Annotated in this window: 19 protein-coding genes; 11 read left to right on the forward strand and 8 right to left on the reverse strand. The window is 63.2% G+C overall.

From position 1 onward, the window contains the following. Positions 1-54 precede the first annotated feature (54 nt). Both M5C01_RS18865 and hemH read left to right on the forward strand, forming a co-directional pair. Positions 55-957, forward strand: a complete 903-nt coding sequence (locus tag M5C01_RS18865; protein ID WP_152740068.1) for a TIGR01777 family oxidoreductase — start codon at positions 55-57, stop codon at positions 955-957. A 13-nt stretch (positions 958-970) separates the two neighbouring features. After that, on the forward strand, positions 971-1,996 hold the full coding sequence (hemH, locus tag M5C01_RS18870; RefSeq protein ID WP_152740067.1) for a ferrochelatase: 1,026 nt from the start codon (positions 971-973) through the stop codon (positions 1,994-1,996). A gap of 228 nt (positions 1,997-2,224) precedes the next feature. Here the strand turns inward: hemH and M5C01_RS18875 are convergent, their stop codons facing one another. Continuing rightward, the gene (locus M5C01_RS18875; protein ID WP_103496445.1) at positions 2,225-3,499 is read right to left on the reverse strand and encodes a uracil-xanthine permease family protein; all 1,275 of its coding nucleotides are present in this window, start codon (positions 3,497-3,499) and stop codon (positions 2,225-2,227) included. Position 3,500: 1 nt separating this feature from the next. Further along, a complete protein-coding gene (gene upp / locus M5C01_RS18880) occupies positions 3,501-4,139 on the reverse strand; it encodes a uracil phosphoribosyltransferase (protein WP_103496444.1) in 639 nt (212 codons plus the stop codon). A gap of 163 nt (positions 4,140-4,302) precedes the next feature. Between upp and M5C01_RS18885 the strand changes: the two genes are divergently transcribed. The 3 genes from M5C01_RS18885 to M5C01_RS18895 all read left to right on the forward strand — a co-directional run bounded on the left by M5C01_RS18885 (position 4,303) and on the right by M5C01_RS18895 (position 6,358). Then, positions 4,303-4,860: a hypoxanthine-guanine phosphoribosyltransferase gene (locus M5C01_RS18885; RefSeq protein ID WP_103496443.1), complete on the forward strand. Its 558-nt coding sequence runs from the start codon at positions 4,303-4,305 to the stop codon at positions 4,858-4,860. Positions 4,861-4,863: 3 nt separating this feature from the next. Next, a complete protein-coding gene (locus M5C01_RS18890; protein WP_152740066.1) occupies positions 4,864-5,337 on the forward strand; it encodes a WbuC family cupin fold metalloprotein in 474 nt (157 codons plus the stop codon). A gap of 79 nt (positions 5,338-5,416) precedes the next feature. Continuing rightward, complete coding sequence (locus M5C01_RS18895; RefSeq protein WP_103496441.1) at positions 5,417-6,358, forward strand: AEC family transporter; 942 nt, start codon at positions 5,417-5,419, stop codon at positions 6,356-6,358. A gap of 200 nt (positions 6,359-6,558) precedes the next feature. On the opposite strand, the gene M5C01_RS18900 is transcribed toward M5C01_RS18895, so the two are convergent. From M5C01_RS18900 to gatC, 6 genes are all read right to left on the reverse strand, one after another. After that, positions 6,559-6,939, reverse strand: coding sequence for a carboxymuconolactone decarboxylase family protein (locus M5C01_RS18900; RefSeq protein WP_040064245.1), 381 nt, complete (start codon positions 6,937-6,939; stop codon positions 6,559-6,561). A gap of 11 nt (positions 6,940-6,950) precedes the next feature. After that, a complete protein-coding gene (locus tag M5C01_RS18905) occupies positions 6,951-7,994 on the reverse strand; it encodes a calcium/sodium antiporter (protein ID WP_177101237.1) in 1,044 nt (347 codons plus the stop codon). 51 nt (positions 7,995-8,045) lie between these two features. Next, a complete protein-coding gene (locus M5C01_RS18910) occupies positions 8,046-8,417 on the reverse strand; it encodes a septal ring lytic transglycosylase RlpA family protein (protein WP_103496440.1) in 372 nt (123 codons plus the stop codon). A 172-nt stretch (positions 8,418-8,589) separates the two neighbouring features. Further along, positions 8,590-10,035 carry an Asp-tRNA(Asn)/Glu-tRNA(Gln) amidotransferase subunit GatB gene (gene gatB / locus M5C01_RS18915; protein WP_152740065.1) on the reverse strand — a complete coding sequence of 482 codons (1,446 nt, stop codon included), beginning with the start codon at positions 10,033-10,035 and terminating at the stop codon, positions 8,590-8,592. Between the two features lie 10 nt (positions 10,036-10,045). Then, on the reverse strand, positions 10,046-11,497 hold the full coding sequence (gatA, locus tag M5C01_RS18920) for an Asp-tRNA(Asn)/Glu-tRNA(Gln) amidotransferase subunit GatA (RefSeq protein WP_103496438.1): 1,452 nt from the start codon (positions 11,495-11,497) through the stop codon (positions 10,046-10,048). A gap of 16 nt (positions 11,498-11,513) precedes the next feature. Further along, positions 11,514-11,801 carry an Asp-tRNA(Asn)/Glu-tRNA(Gln) amidotransferase subunit GatC gene (gene gatC / locus M5C01_RS18925; protein WP_152740064.1) on the reverse strand — a complete coding sequence of 96 codons (288 nt, stop codon included), beginning with the start codon at positions 11,799-11,801 and terminating at the stop codon, positions 11,514-11,516. A 256-nt stretch (positions 11,802-12,057) separates the two neighbouring features. Between gatC and mreB the strand changes: the two genes are divergently transcribed. The 6 genes from mreB (at position 12,058) to M5C01_RS18955 (ending at position 20,909) form a co-directional block, all read left to right on the forward strand. Beyond that, positions 12,058-13,095, forward strand: coding sequence for a rod shape-determining protein MreB (gene mreB, locus M5C01_RS18930; RefSeq protein WP_002555108.1), 1,038 nt, complete (start codon positions 12,058-12,060; stop codon positions 13,093-13,095). 147 nt (positions 13,096-13,242) lie between these two features. Continuing rightward, positions 13,243-14,322 (forward strand): rod shape-determining protein MreC, encoded by a 1,080-nt coding sequence (mreC, locus tag M5C01_RS18935; protein ID WP_103496436.1) that lies wholly within the window; start codon positions 13,243-13,245, stop codon positions 14,320-14,322. Further along, a complete protein-coding gene (mreD, locus tag M5C01_RS18940; RefSeq protein WP_100942261.1) occupies positions 14,322-14,810 on the forward strand; it encodes a rod shape-determining protein MreD in 489 nt (162 codons plus the stop codon). Before mreC ends, mreD begins: the two co-directional genes overlap by 1 nt. 84 nt (positions 14,811-14,894) lie before the next feature. Beyond that, positions 14,895-15,500, forward strand: coding sequence for a nucleoside triphosphate pyrophosphatase (locus M5C01_RS18945; RefSeq protein WP_152740062.1), 606 nt, complete (start codon positions 14,895-14,897; stop codon positions 15,498-15,500). 59 nt (positions 15,501-15,559) lie between these two features. Then, positions 15,560-17,017 carry a ribonuclease G gene (rng, locus tag M5C01_RS18950; RefSeq protein WP_103496434.1) on the forward strand — a complete coding sequence of 486 codons (1,458 nt, stop codon included), beginning with the start codon at positions 15,560-15,562 and terminating at the stop codon, positions 17,015-17,017. 76 nt (positions 17,018-17,093) lie between these two features. Next, positions 17,094-20,909: a YhdP family protein gene (locus M5C01_RS18955; RefSeq protein ID WP_152740061.1), complete on the forward strand. Its 3,816-nt coding sequence runs from the start codon at positions 17,094-17,096 to the stop codon at positions 20,907-20,909. Positions 20,910-21,001 lie beyond the last annotated feature (92 nt).

Genomic DNA, 21,001 nt, shown 5'->3' on the forward strand with positions numbered 1-21,001 from the left:
CTGTTTTAAAAATAGACTAACGCTTTCGACAAAACGTTACGCGAGGACGCACTCATGCACATATTGCTGACCGGCGGTACTGGTTTGATCGGGCGCCAACTGTGCGCGTACTGGTCGACGCAGGGACATCGGCTGACGGTGTGGAGCCGTCGCCCCGAGCAGGTGGCGCGTTTATGCGGTGCCCAGGTGCGTGGTGTGCGGCATCTCGAGGAACTGTCCGGTGAGCCGCTGGATGCGGTGATCAACCTGGCCGGCGCGCCGATTGCCGACCGACTCTGGACCCACAAGCGCAAGGCCCTGCTCTGGAGCAGCCGGATCCAGCTGACCGAAACCCTGCTGGCCTGGCTGGAGGGGCGTGAGCAGCGTCCAGCAGTCCTGATTTCCGGCTCGGCGGTGGGCTGGTACGGCGATGGCGGCGAGCGTGAGCTGACCGAGGATTCGCCGCCGGTGAGCGAGGATTTCGCCAGTCGCCTGTCGATTGCCTGGGAGGAAACCGCGCAGCGCGCCGAGGCCCTGGGGATTCGTGTGGTGCTGGTGCGCACCGGCCTGGTACTGGCGGCCGAGGGCGGCTTTTTGTCGCGCCTGCTGCTGCCCTTCAAACTGGGGCTGGGCGGCCCGATCGGCAACGGTCGGCAGTGGATGCCGTGGATACATGTGCGTGATCAAATCGCCGCGATTGATTTTCTTCTGCATCGCAGTGATGCCCGTGGTCCCTATAATGCCTGCGCGCCACAGCCGGTGCGCAACAAGATATTCGCCAAGGCGTTGGGCAAGGTCCTGCATCGCCCGGCGCTGGTGCCGTTGCCGGCCTTTGTCCTGCGCCTGGGCCTGGGTGAGCTGGCGTTACTGTTGCTCGGCGGCCAGCGCGTGACGCCGGCCCGGTTGCTGGCGGCAGGATTTGTTTTTCAGTTTAACGATCTGCCCGCGGCCCTCGACGATCTCTCGAGCCGCCTCTGAAATAGGACGTTGCATGACCGATCACGCCTTGCTTCTGGTCAACCTGGGTTCTCCGGCTTCCACTTCGGTGGCGGACGTGCGCAGCTACCTCAATCAATTCCTGATGGATCCCTACGTGATCGACCTGCCCTGGCCGGTCCGCCGCTTGCTGGTGTCGCTGATCCTGATCAAGCGCCCGGAGCAGTCGGCCCATGCCTACGCCTCGATCTGGTGGGAGGAGGGGTCGCCGCTGGTGGTGCTCAGTCGTCGTTTGCAGCAGCAGATGACCACCCAGTGGACCCAGGGCCCGGTGGAGCTGGCGATGCGTTACGGCGAGCCGTCGGTCGAGACGGTGCTGACCCGCCTGGCCAGGCAAGGCATCCGCAAGGTGACCTTGGCGCCGCTGTATCCGCAGTTCGCCGACAGCACCGTGACCACGGTGATCGAGGAAGCCCGGCGAGTGGTGCGCGAGCGCAAGCTCGATGTGCAGTTCTCCATCCTGCAACCCTTCTACGATCAACCGGAATATCTGGAGGCCCTGGTGGCCAGTGCCAGGCCGCATCTGGCCCGGGGTTTCGATCACTTGTTGCTGAGTTTCCACGGTTTGCCCGAGCGGCATCTGACCAAGCTCGATCCCACCGGCAGTCATTGTTTCAAGGACGCCGATTGCTGCAGGAACGCCTCGCCGGCGGTACTTGCCACTTGCTACCGCGCCCAGTGCCTGCGCACGGCGTCGGCGTTTGCCGAGCGCATGGGCTTGGCGGACGGGCAATGGTCGGTATCATTCCAGTCGCGGCTGGGTCGGGCGAAGTGGATCGAGCCCTACACCGAGGCGCGGTTGGATGAGTTGGCCAAGGCCGGGGTGAAGAAGCTGCTGGTGATGTGCCCGGCGTTTGTCGCCGATTGCATCGAGACGCTGGAGGAGATCGGTGATCGCGGACGCGAGCAGTTTGTCGCGGCGGGGGGCGGGGAGTTGGTGCTGGTGCCGTGTCTGAACGATGAGCCGCAGTGGGCGGCGGCGTTGAATACCCTGTGCGAGCGGGCGCCGCGGACCCTGTAAACGCTGCAAAACCTGTAGGAGCCGGCTTGCCGGCGATGGTATCGACGCGGGTTGTTGTCAAACCGCGTCGCCTGGATCGCCAGCAAGCCGGCTCCCACAGGTTCCGTGCTCGAGCACTCATCTATGGCGCGGCAGGGATCGTGTGGGAGCGGAGCTTGCCCGCGAAGCTTTTGGCGGTCTGAGGTCCTCCATCGCCAGTGAGCCAGCTCCCACAATTAGCGGATAGCCTTACAACAACGGCTCATCCGCCTTCTTGTTTTTCCAACCGTCATTACCCGGCAACAGCAGGTTCAGCGCAATCGCCACCACGGCGCACAGCGCAATGCCCTTGAGGCCGAAGTCATCCGGCCCGGTACCCGTTCCCACCAGCACGCCACCAATACCGAACACCAGCGTCACCGAAACAATCACCAGGTTGCGCGCCTCGCCCAGATCGATCTTGTGACGGATCAGGGTATTCATCCCCACCGCGGCAATCGAACCGAACAGCAGACACAGAATCCCGCCCATCACCGGCACCGGAATGCTCTGCAACAAGGCGCCGAACTTGCCGATAAACGCCAGGCTGATAGCAAAGATTGCCGCCCAGGTCATGATTTTCGGGTTGTAGTTCTTGGTCAGCATCACCGCGCCGGTCACTTCGGCATAGGTGGTGTTGGGCGGACCGCCAAACAGGCCGGCCGCCGTGGTGGCGATACCGTCACCCAGCAAAGTGCGATGCAGGCCCGGCTTCTTCAGATAATCGCGACCGGTCACGCTGCCCACTGCGATCACCCCGCCGATATGCTCGATGGCCGGCGCCAGCGCCACCGGGACAATAAACAGGATCGCCTGCCAGTTGAATTCCGGTGCCGTGAAGTGCGGCAGGGCGAACCAGGGCGCGGCGGCGATCTTCGCCGTGTCGACCACGCCGAAATAGAACGACATGGCAAACCCCACGAAGACCCCGGAGATGATCGGCACCAGGCGGAAAATGCCCTTGCCGAACACGGCCACGATCAGGGTGGTCAGCAGCGCCGGCATCGAGATCAGCATGGCGGTCTGGTAGTGGATCAGCTCGGAACCGTCACCGGCCTTGCCCATCGCCATGTTCGCGGCAATCGGCGCCATGGCCAGGCCGATGGAGATGATCACCGGACCGATTACCACCGGCGGCAGCAGCCGGTCGATAAAGCCGGTGCCCTTGATCTTCACCGCCAGGCCCAGGAAGGTGTAGACGAAGCCGGCCGCCATCACCCCACCCATGGTCGCCGCCAGGCCGAACTGGCCCTTGGCGAGGATGATCGGGGTGATAAAGGCAAAGCTCGAAGCGAGGAACACCGGCACCTGACGCCCGGTGACCACCTGGAACAAGAGAGTCCCCAGGCCCGCCGTGAACAGCGCGACGTTCGGGTCGAGACCGGTAATCAGCGGCATCAACACCAGGGCGCCAAAGGCCACGAACAGCATTTGCGCGCCCGACAGCACCGTGCGCCAGAGCGGGTCGTTGAACTCATCCTGCATATCAGCCGTCCTTCTGTTTGGTGCCGAAGATCTTGTCGCCGGCATCGCCCAGGCCCGGAATGATGTAGCCGTGTTCGTTGAGTTTTTCGTCGATGGAAGCGGTGTAGATGGTCACGTCCGGGTGGGCTTTCTCGACCGCGGCGATGCCTTCCGGCGCCGCCACCAGGACCATCGCGCGGATGTCCTTGCAGCCGGCTTTCTTCAGCAGGTCGATGGTCGCGACCATCGAGCCGCCGGTGGCGAGCATCGGGTCGATGATCATCGCCAGGCGTTCGTCGATTTCCGGGACCAGCTTTTCCAGGTAGGTGTGGGCTTCGAGGGTTTCCTCGTTGCGGGCCACGCCGACGGCGCTGACCTTGGCGCCCGGGATCAGGCTGAGCACGCCTTCGAGCATGCCGATACCGGCGCGCAGGATCGGCACCACGGTAATCTTCTTGCCGGCGATCTTCTCGACCTGGACGGTGCCGCACCAGCCTTCGATATCGTAGGTTTCCAGGGGCAGGTCCTTGGTTGCCTCGTAGGTCAGCAACGCTCCGACTTCCTGAGCGAGCTCACGGAAGTTCTTCGTGCTAATGTCAGCGCGGCGCATCAGGCCGAGCTTGTGGCGGATCAGCGGGTGGCGGATCTCACGGATGGGCATGGGAATAGGCTCCGGCGGCGGGCAAAAAACGGCTTAGATTAATCTATCCGCAGGTGATGTCCTATAGATCAGCCGTACGTTAGTCCAGAAACCCTTGATCTGGTCGCGCGGGGTGCGTACCTTTGCCCGCTTTTCTTACATAAGCCCCCTTTTGGAGAGCGCCATGTCCGCTGATCTCGAGCATATCCGTCAAGTCATGCGCGAAGCCGACTGCCTGTACAGCAACGCCGAAGTCGAAGCGGCCATCGCCCGTGTCGGCGCGCAGATCAACGCCGAACTGGCCGAGAGCAACCCGGTGGTGTTCTGCGTGATGAACGGCGGCCTGATCTTCTGCGGCAAGCTGATGACCCACCTGGACTTCCCGCTGGAGGCCTCGTACCTGCACGCGACCCGCTACCGCAATGAAACCAGCGGCGGCGAGCTGTTCTGGAAGGCCAAGCCGGAAGTCTCGTTCATCGACCGCGATGTGCTGATCATCGACGACATCCTCGACGAAGGGCACACCCTGGGCGCGATCATCGACTTCTGCAAACACGCCGGCGCACGTCGGGTGCACACCGCCGTACTGATCGACAAGGACCACGACCGCAAGGCCCGTCCGGACCTGAAAGCGGACTACGTCGGCCTGCCGTGCATCGACCGCTACATCTTCGGCTACGGCATGGACTACAAGGGCTACTGGCGCAACGCCGCCGGCATCTACGCCGTCAAGGGGATGTAAGGGATGGGCACGCCCAGCTTTCTCGATGCAACCTTGTTCGCCGAACTGGCCGGGAAAGCCGCGGCGAGTCCCCGTGGCCGGGTTCATCACAATTTTCACCAGATGGACGAACCCTGCCATCGCCTGGCGGTCGGGCTACAGCCCAATACCTATATAGCCCCCCATCGGCACCTGAGTGCCGACAAGGCGGAAACCTTGCTGGTGCTCAAGGGCAGCCTGGGTTTGCTGGTATTCGATGAGGCGGGACAACTGCTGGCCAAGCGCGTGTTGCAGGCGGGCGGTGAATGCCCGGGTGTCGACCTGCCGGCCGGGGTCTTCCATGGCCTGGTGATCCTCGAAGCCGACAGCGTGATGTTCGAATGCAAGGCCGGCCCTTATCGGCCGGTGGGCGAAGGCGAGCTGGCCGACTGGGCGCCGCGTGAAGGGGATGCCGAGGTGGCCGTGTACCAGGCCTGGATGCGCGCGCAGTTCGATTGAACGAGGCCCCATGGACGGGTGTAAGGGTAACTTTGCCCTATCATTAGCTGTCTGACGACAGGCAACGGGTTCCCAGGGCATGCTGGCCATCTTTCTCGGTATCTTGACCATCACCGCGCCGGTTTTCGCCATGTTGTTCCTGGGCGTGTTGCTCAAGCGCGTGGGCTGGATCAACGACAGCTTTATCCACACGGCTTCGGCGCTGGTGTTCAACGTCTGCATGCCGGCGCTGCTGTTTCTCGGCATCCTCCATGCCGACCTGCATGCGGCGTTGCAACCCAAGGTGCTGGCGTACTTCTCCGTCGCGACCCTGCTGGGTTTTGCCGGGGCCTGGTGCTGGGCGATCTGGCGTTGCCCCGAGATTGATCGCGGGATCTATACCCAGGGTGCCTTTCGCGGCAATAACGGGGTGATCGGCCTGGCCCTGGCGGCGAGCATGTACGGCGCCTACGGGATTTCCCTCGGGGCGATTCTCGCGGCCCTGGTGATCCTGTTCTACAACACCCTGTCGACCATTGTCCTGGCGGTCTACAGCCCGGTGATCAAGTCCGATCCCTGGAGCATCTTCAAGAGTGTGTTGAGCAATCCGCTGATCATCAGCGTGATCGCGGCGGCGCCTTTTGCCTATTTCAAGATCGGCTTGCCCGGCTGGCTGGAAACCTCGGGTAATTACCTGGCGCAGATGACTTTGCCGCTGGCGCTGATCTGTATTGGCGGGACCTTGTCCCTGGCGGCATTGCGCAAGAGTGGCGACCTGGCGTTGAGTGCGAGCCTGGTGAAAATGGTCGGCATGCCCCTGCTGTCGACGCTGGGGGCCTGGCTCTGCGGCTTTCGTGGGGCGGAATTGGGGATTCTGTTCCTGTACTTCGGCAGCCCGACGGCCGCGGCCAGTTTTGTCATGGCCCGGGCGGCCAACGGCAATCACGAGCTGGCGGCGGCGATTATCGTGATCACCACCCTGATGGCGGCGATCACCACCAATATCGGGATTTTTGTGTTGCAGTGGGGCGGCTGGATCTGAGGTTTGGTGCCTGCAAGGGAGGCTGTAACCCTTGAGTCTTGTATCGCTTGAGCTGATGTCTTCGCGGGCAAGCCCTGCTCCTACAGTTCTGAGTCGTACACAAAACCGGTGATCGACACAAAATTGTAGGAGCAGGGCTTGCCCGCGAAGAGGCCCGTGAGCCATGCACTGCCAATACGGACGCCGCCAGTAACAGGTTGTCAGTCTGCCTTCTGGTAGGCGTCGATCACTTCCTGGGCCGCGCGGAACGCGTCGATAGCCGCCGGCACCCCGGCATACACCGCGCAATGCAGCAGCGCCTCACGAATCTCTTCCACCGTGCAACCATTGTTCAAGGCGCCGCGTACGTGGCCCTTGAGTTCCTGCGGGCACTTGAGCGCGGTCAGCGCGGCGAGGGTGATCAGGCTGCGGGTCTTCAACGGCAACCCTTCGCGGTTCCAGACACTGCCCCAGGCATGTTCGTTGACGAAGTCCTGCAACGGCTGGCTGAATTCGGTGGCATTGCCCAGGGCACGGTCGACGAACGCATCACCCATGACCTGACGACGCATCTCGACACCGGGTTTCTTCTGATCGGTCATTGCAGCAGCTCCTATGAGTGTTGGCGACGCCAGGCCCTGAACGTACTGAAGAGCAGGAACGCACAGAGCGCCGGCAGGATGAAAAACAGCATCAGGCGCTCCAGCTTGTCCGCCATCGGCATGCCGGTGGTGAACCACACCACATGCAGGCCGTAGGCCAGGTACAAACCGAGAAACAGCAGGCCCTCGGCGCGGGTGATGCGGTAGCCGGAGTAGAACACCGGCCAGCACAGCATGGCCACCCCGAGCATCACCGGCAGGTCGAAGGCCAGGGCATTGGGTGACACCGACAGCGGCGTGGGGGCGAGCAGCGCGGTAAGGCCGAGCACCCCCAGCAGGTTGAACAGGTTGCCGCCGATTACATTGCCCACGGCGATATCCCGTTGCCCGCGAACCGCGGCGATGAGCGAGGTAGCCAGTTGCGGCAGGGAGGTGCCGACCGCCACCACGGTCAGGCCGATGATGCGTTCGGACAGGCCCAGTTCGGTGGCCACGTCTATGGCGGCGTCCAGCAACAGGTGTCCGGCCGCCACCAGCAGCGCCAGGCCCAGGCCCATCCACGCCAGGCTGCTCAGCCAGGGTGTGGATTTATGCGAGGTGGTCGGCGGTGCGGCCTGGTGATGGCGGGACTGGCGCAGCAGCAGGCCGAGGTACAGCGCGAAGGCGCCCAGCATCACCAGGCCGTCGAGACGCCCCAGCTCCTCGTTGAATGCGAGGCCGAACACCAGCAGGCTGGCGAGGATCATCAGTGGGATGTCCAGGCGGATCAGTTGGCGTGAGACCCGCAGTGGGATGATCAACGCAGAGAAGCCCAGGGTGACCAGGGTATTGAAGATATTGCCGCCGATCACGCTGCCCACCGCGATATCGGCATTCTCTGCCGCGGCCGCCTGTACGCTGACCGCCAGTTGCGGCGCGCTGCTGCCGAAGGCGACGACGGTCAGGCCGATCAGCAACGGGCGCACGCCCAGGCTTGCGGCCAGGCGCACGGCTGCGCGCACCAGCAGTTCGGCGCCGAGGATCAGCAACAGCAGGCCACCGCCCAGTTGAATCAGGCTTAGCCAGGGAAGGGTGGTCAATCCGAAAATGGCGGGGGCTCCAGCGGGTCAGTCGTCGAGGCTTTGGATGCGTACGCGGGCGGTGCCGCCTTGCAGCATACCCAATTGGGCGGCCGCTTCGCGCGAAAGATCGATCAGGCGTCCACGGGTATGGGGGCCGCGATCGTTGATGCGCACTATGACCGATTTGTCGTTGGCCAGGTTGGTGACTTTCACCCGGGTGCCGAAGGGCAGCTGGCGGTGGGCGGCGGTCAGGCCGTGCTGGTTGAAGGGTTCGCCGCTGGCGGTGCGTTTGCCCTGGTGCTGGGCGCCGTAATACGAAGCCATGCCGGTTTCGTCATAGCCGCGGGGATTGATGTCGTGGCTGGCGCAGCCGGCCAGCAGGCTGAGGAGGGCAAGGGCGGCTAGCAGACGCTTCATCGGATGTCCTCTAACGGTTGGCCTGCGAGGTTTTTTGCGATCTTGAGGGCCTCTTCGCTGGCAAGCCAGGCTCCTACAGTTCATCGTCGAACACAAATTTTGTGTACGGCGAGATTTTGTAGGAGCAGGCTTGCCCGCGAAGCTTTTAGCGCTCTTGAGAGCCTAGCCGCTGTCAGCCTTCGAGCTTGCTTTTCAGCAGTTCGTTGACTTGCTGCGGGTTGGCCTTGCCCTTGGAGGCTTTCATCGCCTGGCCGACAAAGAAGCCGAACATCTTGCCGCGCTTGGCTTCATCCGCCGCCCGATACTGTTCGACCTGCTCGGCGTTGGCCGCCAGCACTTCGTCCAGCACCTTCTCGATGGCGCCGCTGTCCGTGACCTGCTTCAGTCCGCGGGCCTCGATCACCTCGTCCGCGCTGCCTTCACCATTGGCCATGGCTTCGAAGACCATCTTGGCGATCTTGCCGGAGATGGTGTTGTCGCTGATCCGCAGCAGCATGCCGCCCAACTGCTCGGCCGTGACCGGCGCCTGGTCGATGTCCACGCCCAGCTTGTTCAGCAGGCTGCCCAGCTCGACCATGACCCAGTTGGCCGCCAGCTTGGCGTCGCCGCCGATGCTCACGACTTTTTCGAAGTAGTCCGCCTGCTCGCGGCTCGAAGCCAGCACGCTGGCGTCATAAACCGACAGGCCGAACTGGGCCTGGAAGCGCTCGCGCTTCTGCGGTGGCAGCTCCGGCAACTGTGTGCGGACTTCATCGAGGAACGTGTCCTCGATCACCACCGGCAACAGGTCCGGATCGGGGAAGTAACGGTAGTCGTTGGCTTCCTCCTTGCTGCGCATGGCGCGGGTCTCGTCCTTGTTCGGGTCGTACAGGCGGGTCTGCTGGATCACCCGGCCGCCGTCCTCGATCAGTTCGATCTGGCGCTGCACTTCGGTGTTGATCGCCTTCTCGATAAAACGGAACGAGTTGACGTTCTTGATCTCGCAGCGGGTGCCGAACTCGACCTGGCCTTTTGGCCGGACCGAAACGTTGCAGTCGCAACGTAGCGAGCCTTCGGCCATGTTGCCGTCACAGATGCCCAGGTAGCGCACCAGTGCATGGATCGCCTTGACGTAAGCCACGGCTTCCTTGGCGTTGCGCATATCCGGTTCGGAAACGATTTCCAGCAGCGGCGTGCCGGCACGGTTCAGGTCGATGCCGGTGGCACCGCTGAAATCCTCGTGCAGGCTCTTGCCGGCATCTTCTTCCAGGTGCGCACGGGTAATCCCGACGCGCTTGACCGTGCCGTCTTCCAGGGTGATATCCAGGTGGCCCTTGCCGACGATCGGCAGTTCCATCTGGCTGATCTGGTAGCCCTTGGGCAGGTCCGGGTAGAAGTAGTTCTTGCGCGCGAACACGTTGTGCTGGCCGATCTCGGCGTCGATTGCCAGACCGAATTTCACCGCCATGCGCACCGCTTCCTGGTTCAGCACCGGCAGGACGCCGGGCATGCCCAGGTCAACCAGGCTCGCCTGGGTGTTCGGCTCGGAACCGAAGGTGGTGGCACTACCGGAGAAAATCTTCGATTGGGTGGCGAGCTGGGTATGAATCTCCAGCCCGATCACGACTTCCCATTGCATGTGTTTCTCCTCAGAAGCCTTCAGGTGTGCGGGTGTGCCAGTCAGTGTTGAGCTGATACTGGTGCGCAACGTTGAGCAGACGGCCTTCCTGGAAATACGGCGCCAGCAGTTGCACGCCCACCGGCAGGCCGTCGACGAAACCGGCCGGCATGGACAGGCCCGGCAGGCCCGCGAGGTTGGCGGTGATGGTATAGACGTCTTCCAGGTACGCGGCGACCGGGTCGCTGTTCTTCGCGCCGATCTTCCACGCCGGGTTCGGCGTGGTCGGGCCGAGGATGATGTCGACCTCGTTGAAGGCGGCCATGAAGTCGTTCTTGATCAGGCGACGGATCTTCTGCGCCTGCAGGTAGTAGGCGTCGTAGTAGCCGGCCGACAGCGCGTAGGCGCCGACCAGGATGCGGCGCTGGACTTCCGCGCCGAAGCCTTCGCCTCGGGAACGCTTGTACAGGTCGGTGAGGTCTTTCGGGTCTTCGCAGCGATAGCCGAAACGCACGCCATCGAAGCGCGACAGGTTCGACGAGGCTTCCGCCGGGGCGATCACGTAGTACGCCGGAATCGCGTGCTGCATGTTCGGCAGGCTGATTTCCTTGACGATCGCGCCCAGTTTCTCAAGCTCCTTGATGCTCGCCTGGATCAGTTCGGCAATACGCGGGTCGAGGCCGGCGCTGAAGTATTCCTTCGGCACGCCGATGCGCAGGCCCTGGATCGAGGTGCCCAGGCTGGCGGAGTAATCCGGAACCGGCTCGTCGATGCTGGTGGAGTCCTGCGGGTCGAAGCCGGCCATGCCTTGCAGCAGCAGGGCGCAGTCTTCGGCGGTGCGCGCCAACGGGCCGCCCTGGTCGAGGCTGGAGGCGTAGGCGATCATGCCCCAGCGCGAGACACGACCGTAGGTCGGTTTCAGCCCGGTGAGGTTGGTCAGCGCCGCCGGCTGGCGGATCGAGCCGCCGGTGTCGGTGCCGGTGGCCGCCGGCAGCAGGCGCGCGGCAACCGCGGCCGCCGAACCGCCGGACGAACCGCCCGGTACATGCTCCAGGTTCCACGGGTTTTTCGCCGGGCCGTAGTAGCTCGATTCGTTGCCCGAGCCCATGGCGAATTCGTCCATGTTGGTCTTGCCCAGGGTCACGGTGCCGGCGGCGGCCAGCTTGGCGACCACGGTGGCGTCGTAGGGCGCCTTGAAGTTGTCGAGCATCTTCGAGCCGCAGCTGGTGCGGATGCCCTGGGTGCAGAACAGGTCCTTGTGGGCGATCGGCGCGCCGAGCAGGGCACCGTTCTCGCCGGCGGCACGGCGCACGTCGGCGGCCTTGGCCTGGCTCAGGGCCAGGTCCTCGGTGAGGCTGATGAAGCTGTTGAGCTGCGGGTCGAGCTGGGCGATACGCGCCAGCAGGGTCCGGGTCAGCTCTTCGGAGGAGAATTTCTTGTCGGCGAGGCCACGGGCGATCTCGGCCAGGGTCATCTGATGCATTGCAGGCTCTTTCCCTTTAGTCGATGACTTTCGGAACCAGGTACAGGCCGTTTTCGACCGCTGGCGCGATGGACTGATAAGCCTCGCGGTGATTTCGCTCGGTCACGACGTCGGCGCGCAGGCGCTGATTCGCTTCCAGAGGGTGGGCAAGGGGTTCGATGCCGCTGGTATCGACGGCCTGCATCAGGTCGACCAGACCCAGAATGCTGTTCAGGGCCTCGGTGGTGCGTGGAAGATCGGCTTCGACCAGGCCCAAGCGGGCCAGGTGAGCGATTTTTTCCACGTCGGAGCGTTCAAGCGCCATGGGGATCTCCAGTGGAAAACCGGACGAAAGGGGTCCGTTCGGTTAGGCAATACACAATAAAGAGTGTCAATAAGTGCGGGCGCGACTTACGATTGTCGGAACACTACCGCATTTCTACGGTCACATGGCCGCGATTGTATGGGATGGTGCTCGGAAAAACGCCTAATTTAACATATTGGCGCCTTGCCCAAAATCCCCGTCGTTGTTAGAGTTTGCCGCACTTTTTTACCCACGCGTTGCCCAGGGTCCCTTTCCAATGTTCAAGAAACTGCGTGGCATGTTTTCCAGCGATCTCTCCATCGACCTGGGCACAGCCAACACCCTTATCTACGTGCGCGAGCGCGGTATCGTCCTGAATGAGCCATCGGTTGTTGCGATTCGCACCCATGGCAACCAGAAGAGCGTCGTCGCCGTCGGCACCGAGGCCAAGCGCATGCTCGGCCGTACGCCGGGCAATATCGCGGCCATTCGTCCGATGAAAGACGGCGTGATCGCCGACTTCAGCGTCTGCGAGAAGATGCTGCAGTACTTCATCAACAAGGTGCATGAAAACAGCTTCCTGCAGCCCAGCCCTCGGGTGCTGATCTGCGTACCGTGCAAGTCGACCCAGGTCGAGCGCCGTGCCATCCGTGAATCGGCCCTTGGTGCCGGTGCCCGTGAAGTGTTCCTGATCGAAGAGCCGATGGCTGCTGCTATCGGTGCCGGTCTGCCGGTGGAAGAAGCCCGCGGTTCGATGGTCGTGGATATCGGTGGTGGTACCACTGAAATCGCGCTGATCTCCCTGAACGGCGTGGTCTATGCCGAATCCGTACGGGTTGGCGGCGACCGCTTCGACGAAGCGATCATCACCTACGTGCGCCGCAACTACGGCAGCCTGATCGGTGAGTCCACCGCCGAGCGCATCAAGCAGGAAATCGGCACCGCCTACCCGGGCGGCGAAGTGCGTGAAGTCGACGTACGCGGCCGTAACCTGGCCGAAGGCGTGCCACGTGCCTTCACCCTGAACTCCAACGAAGTCCTGGAAGCCTTGCAGGAATCCCTGGCGACCATCGTCCAGGCGGTGAAAAGCGCCCTGGAGCAGTCGCCTCCGGAGCTGGCTTCGGACATCGCCGAGCGTGGCCTGGTGCTGACCGGTGGTGGCGCATTGCTGCGTGATCTCGACAAGCTGCTGGCCCAGGAAACCGGTCTGCCGGTGATCGTCGCCGAAGACCCGCTGACCTGCGTGGCCCGTGGCGGCGGTCGTGCCCTGGAAATGATGGATAAGCACACCATGGATCTGCTTTCCAGCGAGTAAGTTCGCCGGGAAGCTCTATGCTGTTCCGCTCGCAGGCAGCACTTTGCATAGGCAGTGCTGCCTGTTGCGTTTATCTTCTGTCAACTTCATCCAGGCCGGTGTGATGCCGTATGAATAAAATGACTCATTGCCTGGGAGGAGCGGCTCATTAAACCGCTTTTTGCCAAAGGCCCCTCATTGGGCGTGCGCTTGCTGGTGCTGGTCGTGCTATCGGTCGCGCTGATGGTGGTCGATGCCCGTTTCACGCTGCTCAAGCCGGTGCGTAGCCAGATGTCGCTGGTGTTGATGCAGTCGTACTGGATCACCGACCTGCCGCAACGCTTGTGGCAAGGCGTGGCCAGTCAGTTCGGCAGTCGTACCGAGCTGGTCGCCGAAAACGAAAAACTCCAGACCGAAAACCTGCTGTTGCAAGGGCGCCTGCAAAAACTCGCGGCCTTGACCGAGCAGAACGTACGCCTGCGCGAATTGCTCAACTCCTCGGCACTGGTCAACGAGAAGGTCGAAGTGGCCGAGTTGATCGGCATGGACCCGAACCCGTTTACCCATCGCATCATCATCAACAAGGGTGAACGTGATGGCGTGGTCCTCGGCCAACCGGTGCTCGATGCCCGTGGCCTGATGGGCCAGGTGGTCGAGTTGATGCCCTACACCTCGCGCGTGCTGCTGCTCACCGATACCACCCACAGCATTCCGGTGCAGGTCAACCGCAACGGCCTGCGGGCGATTGCCAGCGGAACCGGCAACCCCGAGCGCCTGGAACTGCGCCATGTCGCCGACACCGCCGATATCAAGGAAGGCGACCTGCTGGTCAGTTCCGGCCTGGGCCAGCGCTTCCCGGCGGGTTACCCGGTGGCGACGGTCAAGGAAGTGATTCACGACTCGGGCCAGCCTTTCGCTATTGTCCGCGCCGTGCCGACCGCCGCGTTGAACCGCAGCCGTTACCTGTTGCTGGTGTTCAGCGACGGCCGTACCCCGGAAGAGCGTGCCAACGAAGCGGCGCAGGCCCAGGAAGCCGATCGTCAGGGTGGTGACGGCGCGCCTGTGGTACCGGCCACCGTGCCCAAGCCCGGGACCGCACCGGCCAAGCCGAGCGCACCCGTCGCACCTGCCGCTGCACCGGCAACCCCGGCCAAGCCGGCGGCCCATGCCGTCAAGCCAACCCCTGCCAAACCTGCTGCCAGCAAACCGCCGGCGGCGACACGGGCTGCGCCCCGGACGGAGGAATAATGGCTGGTACCTTTTCCCGCAATGGCTGGATCGTCTGGCTGACCTTCGCCATCGGCCTGCTGCTCAGCGTCTCGCCGCTGCCGCAGTTCATGGAGATCCTGCGTCCGCTGTGGCTGGCGCTGTTGCTGGCGTTCTGGGCGTTGTACCTGCCGCACAAGATCGGCATGGTCACCGCGTTCCTGCTGGGCCTGGCTGAAGACGTGCTCTACGGCACCCTGCTGGGGCAGAACGCGTTGATCCTGACCCTCATCACTTTCCTCGTGCTGTCGCTGCAACAACGCCTGCGGATGTTCCCGATGTGGCAACAGAGCCTGGTGATCCTGGTGATCTTCGGCCTGGCGCAGCTGGTGCAACTCTGGCTCAGCGCCTTGACCGGCAACCGCCAACCGACCCTGGCGCTGGTGCTGCCGGCCCTGGTCAGTGCCTTGCTCTGGCCCTGGGTCAGCTTCGGCCTGCGTGGGTTGCGCCGCCGCTACAAAATCAACTGACGGGATGTCACCTGCTATTTGCAGGTGGGCTGCTGATTCTGCTGACATAGCTCCTATAAAGAGCCCCGACACGGAGATGTCTCCATGACCTCGCTCTACCTGGCTTCCGGCTCACCGCGTCGGCGTGAACTGCTGACACAGATCGGCGTGCCGTTCAGCGTCATCAGTGCCGAGATCGACGAAACCCCGCTGCCCGATGAAAGCCCACTGGCCTATGTCGAGCGTCTGGCACGGGGCAAGGCCGCGGCCGGCCGTGCACGGCTGGGCGCCAGTCAGGCGGCGGCCGGGACCTGTGTGCTGGGGGCCGACACCGCCGTGGTGCTGGACGGTCGGATTCTCGGCAAACCCGTGGATGAAGCCGATGCCCTGGCCATGCTGCTGGCCCTGTCCGACCGCGAACACGAAGTGCTGACCGCCATTGCCGTGCTCGACGGTGAGCGCTGCGAGTCGCGGGTGGTGCGCAGCCTGGTGAAATTTCGTGCAATACACCCGGAAGAAGCTCATCTCTACTGGTCCGGCGGGGAACCCCGGGACAAGGCGGGCGCCTATGCTATTCAAGGCCTGGCGGCGGTTTTCGTGGTGGGCTTGAATGGCAGTTATTCCGCCGTCGTCGGCCTGCCCTTGTGCGAAACCGCAGAACTGCTTGGCCATTTCGGCATACCCTGTTGGCAAAACCTTGTCGTGCGCTGATTGCCGCACGCCCGCGATACGGCAACTTTATTGTGAATACGCCTGAACGAGACCCAGCCATGAGTGAAGAGATCCTGATCAACATCACGCCGATGGAATCGCGCGTGGCGGTGGTAGAGAACGGCGTGTTGCAAGAGGTTCATGTCGAGCGTACGCAGAAACGCGGGATCGTCGGCAATATCTACAAGGGCAAGGTGGTGCGGGTGTTGCCGGGCATGCAGGCGGCATTCGTCGATATCGGCCTGGACCGCGCGGCGTTTATCCACGCCTCGGAAATCTCCATGCGCGAAGGGCCGGCGGTGGAGAGCATCAGCGCCCTGGTGCACGAAGGGCAGAGCCTGGTGGTGCAAGTCACCAAGGACCCCATCGGCACCAAGGGGGCGCGCCTGACCACACAACTGTCGATTCCCTCGCGTTACCTGGTGTACATGCCACGTACGGCCCACGTCGGCATTTCCCTGAAGATCGAGGACGAAGCCGAGCGCGAGCGCCTCAAGCAGGTGGTCAGCGACTGCGTGGCCCGTGAAGGCATCACCGAAGCCGGCGGCTTTATCCTGCGCACGGCGGCCGAGGGCGCCGGGGCCGACGAGATCATGATGGACATCCGCTACCTGCGGCGCCTCTGGGACCAGATCGGCGCGCAGATCAAGACCATCGGCGCCCCCAGCGTGATCTACGAAGACCTTGGCCTGGCCCTGCGCACCCTGCGCGACCTGGTCAGCCCGAAGATCGAGAAAATTCGCATCGACTCGCGGGAAACCTTCCAGAAGACCACGCAGTTCGTCGCCGAACTGATGCCGGAAATCGCCGACCGCCTGGAGCATTACCCCGGTGAGCGGCCGATCTTCGACCTCTATGGCGTCGAGGATGAGATCCAGAAGGCCCTGGAACGCAAGGTCCCGCTCAAGTCCGGCGGCTACCTGGTGGTCGACCCGGCCGAAGCCATGAGCACCATCGACGTCAATACCGGGGCCTTTGTCGGCCATCGCAACCTCGAAGAAACCATCTTCAAGACCAACCTCGAAGCGGCCACCGCGATTGCCCGGCAACTGCGTCTGCGCAACCTCGGCGGGATCATCATCATCGACTTCATCGACATGGAAGACGAGGAGCACCAGCGCCAGGTCCTGCGGACCCTGGAAAAGCAACTGGAGCGCGATCACGCCAAGACCAATATCATCGGCATCACCGAGCTGGGCCTGGTGCAGATGACCCGCAAGCGCACCCGCGAAAGCCTCGAACAGGTGCTCTGTGAGCCCTGCAGCAGCTGCCAGGGGCGCGGCAAGCTGAAGACCCCGGAAACGGTTTGCTACGAGATTTTCCGTGAAATTTTGCGTGAAGCCCGCGCCTACCAGGCTGAAGGTTATAGAGTGTTGGCCAACCAGAAGGTGGTCGATCGCTTGCTGGACGAGGAGTCCGGCAATGTCGCGGAGCTGGAAGGCTTTATCGGCCGCACCATTCGTTTCCAGGTCGAGACCATGTATTCCCAGGAACAATATGACGTGGTGCTGCTCTGATTTCCCGTACTGAGAACCTGCAAGCCCGGCCCGGTGTCGACCTGTTCATTGAACCATGCCTCAAGGGGGCACTGACATGGAGCGTCTGACACGCTTTGTTGCCGGCTTGACCCGTTGGACCATGGGCCTCTGTGCGTTGTTGCTGGTGCTGGTGGCGTTGTATGCCAGCCTGGGCCGGCAACTGGTGCCGCTGGTGGCCGAGTATCGCGCCGAGATCGAAAGCAAGGCCCAGGCCGCTGTAGGTTTGCCGCTGTCCATCGGCAGCCTGGAAGGGCGCTGGCATGGCCTGGCCCCGGTGCTGTTGGCCCATGACGTGAAAGTCGGCGAGGGCGCTTCGGCGCTGTTGCTGGACAAGGTCCAGGTGGTGCCCGATCTCTGGGCCAGCCTGCGGGCCCGCGAAGTGCGGATCGCCCATCTGGAACTGGGCGGCCTGCAACTGAGCCTGAAAGAAGACCAGGACGGCCACTGGGCCCTCCAGGGCTTGCCGGTACAGGACGATCAGCCGCTGGACCCCGCACAGCTGCTGACCCGCATGCAGATGGTCAAGCAGTTGTCGGTGCTCGACAGCCAGGTGACCTTGCAGCCGTTCGGCGAGTCGCCGCTGACCCTGACTTATGTCGGTCTCAACCTGGAAAGTGGTATTTCCCGCCAGCGCCTCGACCTGCGTTTGAATTTGCCTGACGGCCAGCCCCTGGCCCTGAACCTGAAGACCCGCCTGCGTGCTAGCGACTGGCGCAACGGCACCGCGCAAGCCTACCTGAGCCTGCCGCAAAGCGACTGGGCGCGCTGGCTGCCGGCGCGCCTGACCGGGCAAATGAAAATCACCGAACTCAAGGCCGGTGGCGAGTTCTGGTTGAACTGGGGCAATGGCACGGTGCAGAACGCCGTGGTCCGCCTCAATGCCCCGCAATTCCAGGGCGCCTATGCCCAGCGCAAGGCGATCAGCATCGACAACCTGGCCCTCAACGCCTATGTCCAGCACACCGGGCAGGGTTTTGACGTGCAGCTCAATTCCCTGGCCATGAACCTGGGGAAGACGCGCTGGGAAAGCCATCTGCAGTTGCAGCAACTCGCGGCCACCGACAAGGATCCGGAACGTTGGCACCTGCAGGCCGACCGCCTTGACCTGACACCCATCACCCCCTTGCTCGACGCCCTCGCACCCTTGCCTGAAGGCCTGGCCACGGCCATCGATCACCTGAAGGTCATCGGTACCCTGCGCAACGTGCTGCTGGATTACCGGCCCCAGGAAACCGGCGACCAGAAGCTGAGTTTTGCCGCAAACCTGGAACGGGTCGGTTTCGACGCCTACCACGGCGCCCCGGCGGCGCGTAACGTCAGCGGCAGCATCAGCGGCGACCTCGGCCAGGGCGAACTGCGTATGGACAGCAAGGATTTCTCCCTGCACCTGTACCCGATCTTCAACAACCCCTGGCAGTACCTGCAAGCCAACGCCCGCCTGACCTGGCGCCTGGACCAGGAAGGTTTCACCCTGATCGCGCCCTACATCAAGGTGCTCGGGGAAGAAGGCAAGATCGCCGCCGACTTCCTGATTCGCCTGCACTTCGCCCAGGGCACCGAAGACTATATGGACCTGCGGGTCGGCCTGGTGGATGGCGAGGGTCGTTTCACGCCCAAGTACCTGCCGGCGGTGTTGAGCCCGGCGCTGGACGAATGGCTGCGCAGCTCGATCCTGCATGGCGCGGTGGAGCAGGGCTTCTTCCAGTACCAGGGTTCGCTGAACCACGATGCCTCGGCGGCGGCACGCAATATCAGCCTGTTTTTCAAGGTCCATGATGCCGAACTGGCGTTCCAGCCGGGCTGGCCCCATGTCAGCAAGGTCAAGGGCGATGTCTTTATCGAGGACAGCGGGGTGCGGATCAAGGCCAGCGAAGGCCAGTTGCTCAACACCCAGGTCAGCGACATCATGGTCAATATTCCCCATGTGCCCAGCGGCCAGCACAGCCGTATGTTCCTCGACGGCAACTTTGCCGGCGGCCTGGGCGACGGCCTGAAGATTCTCCAGGAGGCGCCGATCGGCACCGCCGCGACCTTTGCCGGCTGGCAGGCCACGGGTGATCTGTCGGGCAAGGTGAGCCTCGATGTGCCGCTGGTCAAGGCCGAGGAACCGAAGATCCTGGTGGACTTCAAGACCGACAAGGCCACGCTCAAGCTGCCTGATCCGGTCCTCGAACTGAGCCAGCTCAAGGGCGACTTCCGATTCGACAGCGCCAAGGGCCTCAGCGCCGGCAACATCAGTGCCCAGGCATTCGAGCGACCGATCACCGCGCAGATTTTCGCCGATGGCAAACCGGGCAGCCTCAATACCCGGGTGGTGGCCAAGGGGCAGGTGGCGATCAAGAAACTCACCGATTGGCTGAATGTCAGCCAGCCGTTGCCGATTTCCGGCGACCTGCCTTACCAGTTGCAACTGACCCTGGACGGTCCCGACAGCCAGTTGATGATCAACTCCAACCTCAAGGGCGTTGCCGTCGACCTGCCGGCGCCGTTCGGCATGCCCGCCGGCCTGGGCCGCGACAGCGTGTTCCGCATGACCCTGCAGGGCGCCGAGCGGCGCTACTGGTTCGATTACGGCACCCTGGCCAATTTCACCTTTGCCGCGCCGAGCGGCAAGTTCGGCGATGGCCGTGGTGAGTTGTTCCTTGGCGAAGGCGATGCACAACTGCCGACGACCCAGGGCTTGCGGATCCGTGGGGTGTTGTCGGAGCTGGACCTGGCGCCGTGGAAAGCCGTTGCTGACCGTTATGCCGGCCAGGATCCGGGCGGCAGTGCCAAGCAATTGCTCAGCAGCGCGGATTTCAAGGTCGGCACGCTCAGCGCTTTCGGTAGCCAGTTCGACCAGGTGAGTTTGCTGATGGCTCGCAGTGCCAATGCCTGGGGCCTGCAGATCGACAGCCGGCAGGCCAAGGGCAGCGTGACCTTGCCGGATGCCAAGGGTGTGCCGATTGGCGTCAAGCTGGCCTATGTGCGTTTGCCAGCACCGGACCCGAGCGTGGTCGCCGATGAGAATGCCCCGGACCCGTTGGCGTCGGTCGACCCCCGGCAGATTCCAGCGGTGGACGTGAGCATCGAGCAACTGTTCCAGGGCAACGACCTGCTCGGTGCCTGGTCGCTCAAGGCGCGCCCGACCCCCAAGGGGATCAAGCTCAATGACCTCGATCTCGGCCTCAAGGGCCTGCAACTGCGGGGCTCCGGTGGCTGGGAAGGCCTACCCGGCGCCAGCGGCAGCTGGTTCAACGGGCGCCTGGAAGGCAAGAACCTGGCGGACGTGCTCAAGGCCTGGAGCTTTGCCCCGACCGTCACCAGTGAGGATTTCCAGCTCGACGTTGACGGTCGCTGGCCCGGTTCGCCGGCCTGGGTCGGTCTCAAGCGCTTCTCGGGCAGTCTTGATGCGACCCTGAACAAGGGGCAGTTCGTCGAGGCTGACGGCGGTGCCCAGGCGCTACGGGTGTTCGGCCTGCTGAACTTCAACTCCATCGGCCGCCGCCTGCGCCTGGACTTTTCCGACTTGCTGGGCAAAGGCCTGAGCTACGATCGGGTCAAGGGCCTGCTGGTGGCCAGCGATGGCGTCTATGTCACGCGCAAGCCGATCACCCTGACCGGGCCTTCGAGCAACCTGGAACTCAACGGCACCCTCGATATGGTCGCCGACCGGGTCGATGCCAAGCTGCTGGTGACCTTGCCGGTGACCAACAACCTGCCGATTGCCGCGTTGATCGTCGGTGCGCCGGCCATCGGCGGCGCACTGTTCCTGATCGACAAGCTGATCGGCGACCGCGTGGCGCGCTTCGCCAGCGTCAAATACAGCGTCACCGGCCCCTGGAAAGAACCGAAGATCACCTTCGACAAGCCGTTTGACAAGTCGAAGTAAGGCCCGGCGCGACTCTGTTGCGCCGACATTTTTCGTACTGGGCGTGCAGCTGCATGGAGTAGCATGACGCTATGTCTTTGAAGGAGTGCGCC

The sequence above is a fragment of the Pseudomonas sp. MWU12-2319 genome (assembly GCF_023242525.1).
Taxonomy (GTDB): domain Bacteria; phylum Pseudomonadota; class Gammaproteobacteria; order Pseudomonadales; family Pseudomonadaceae; genus Aquipseudomonas; species Aquipseudomonas gingeri_D.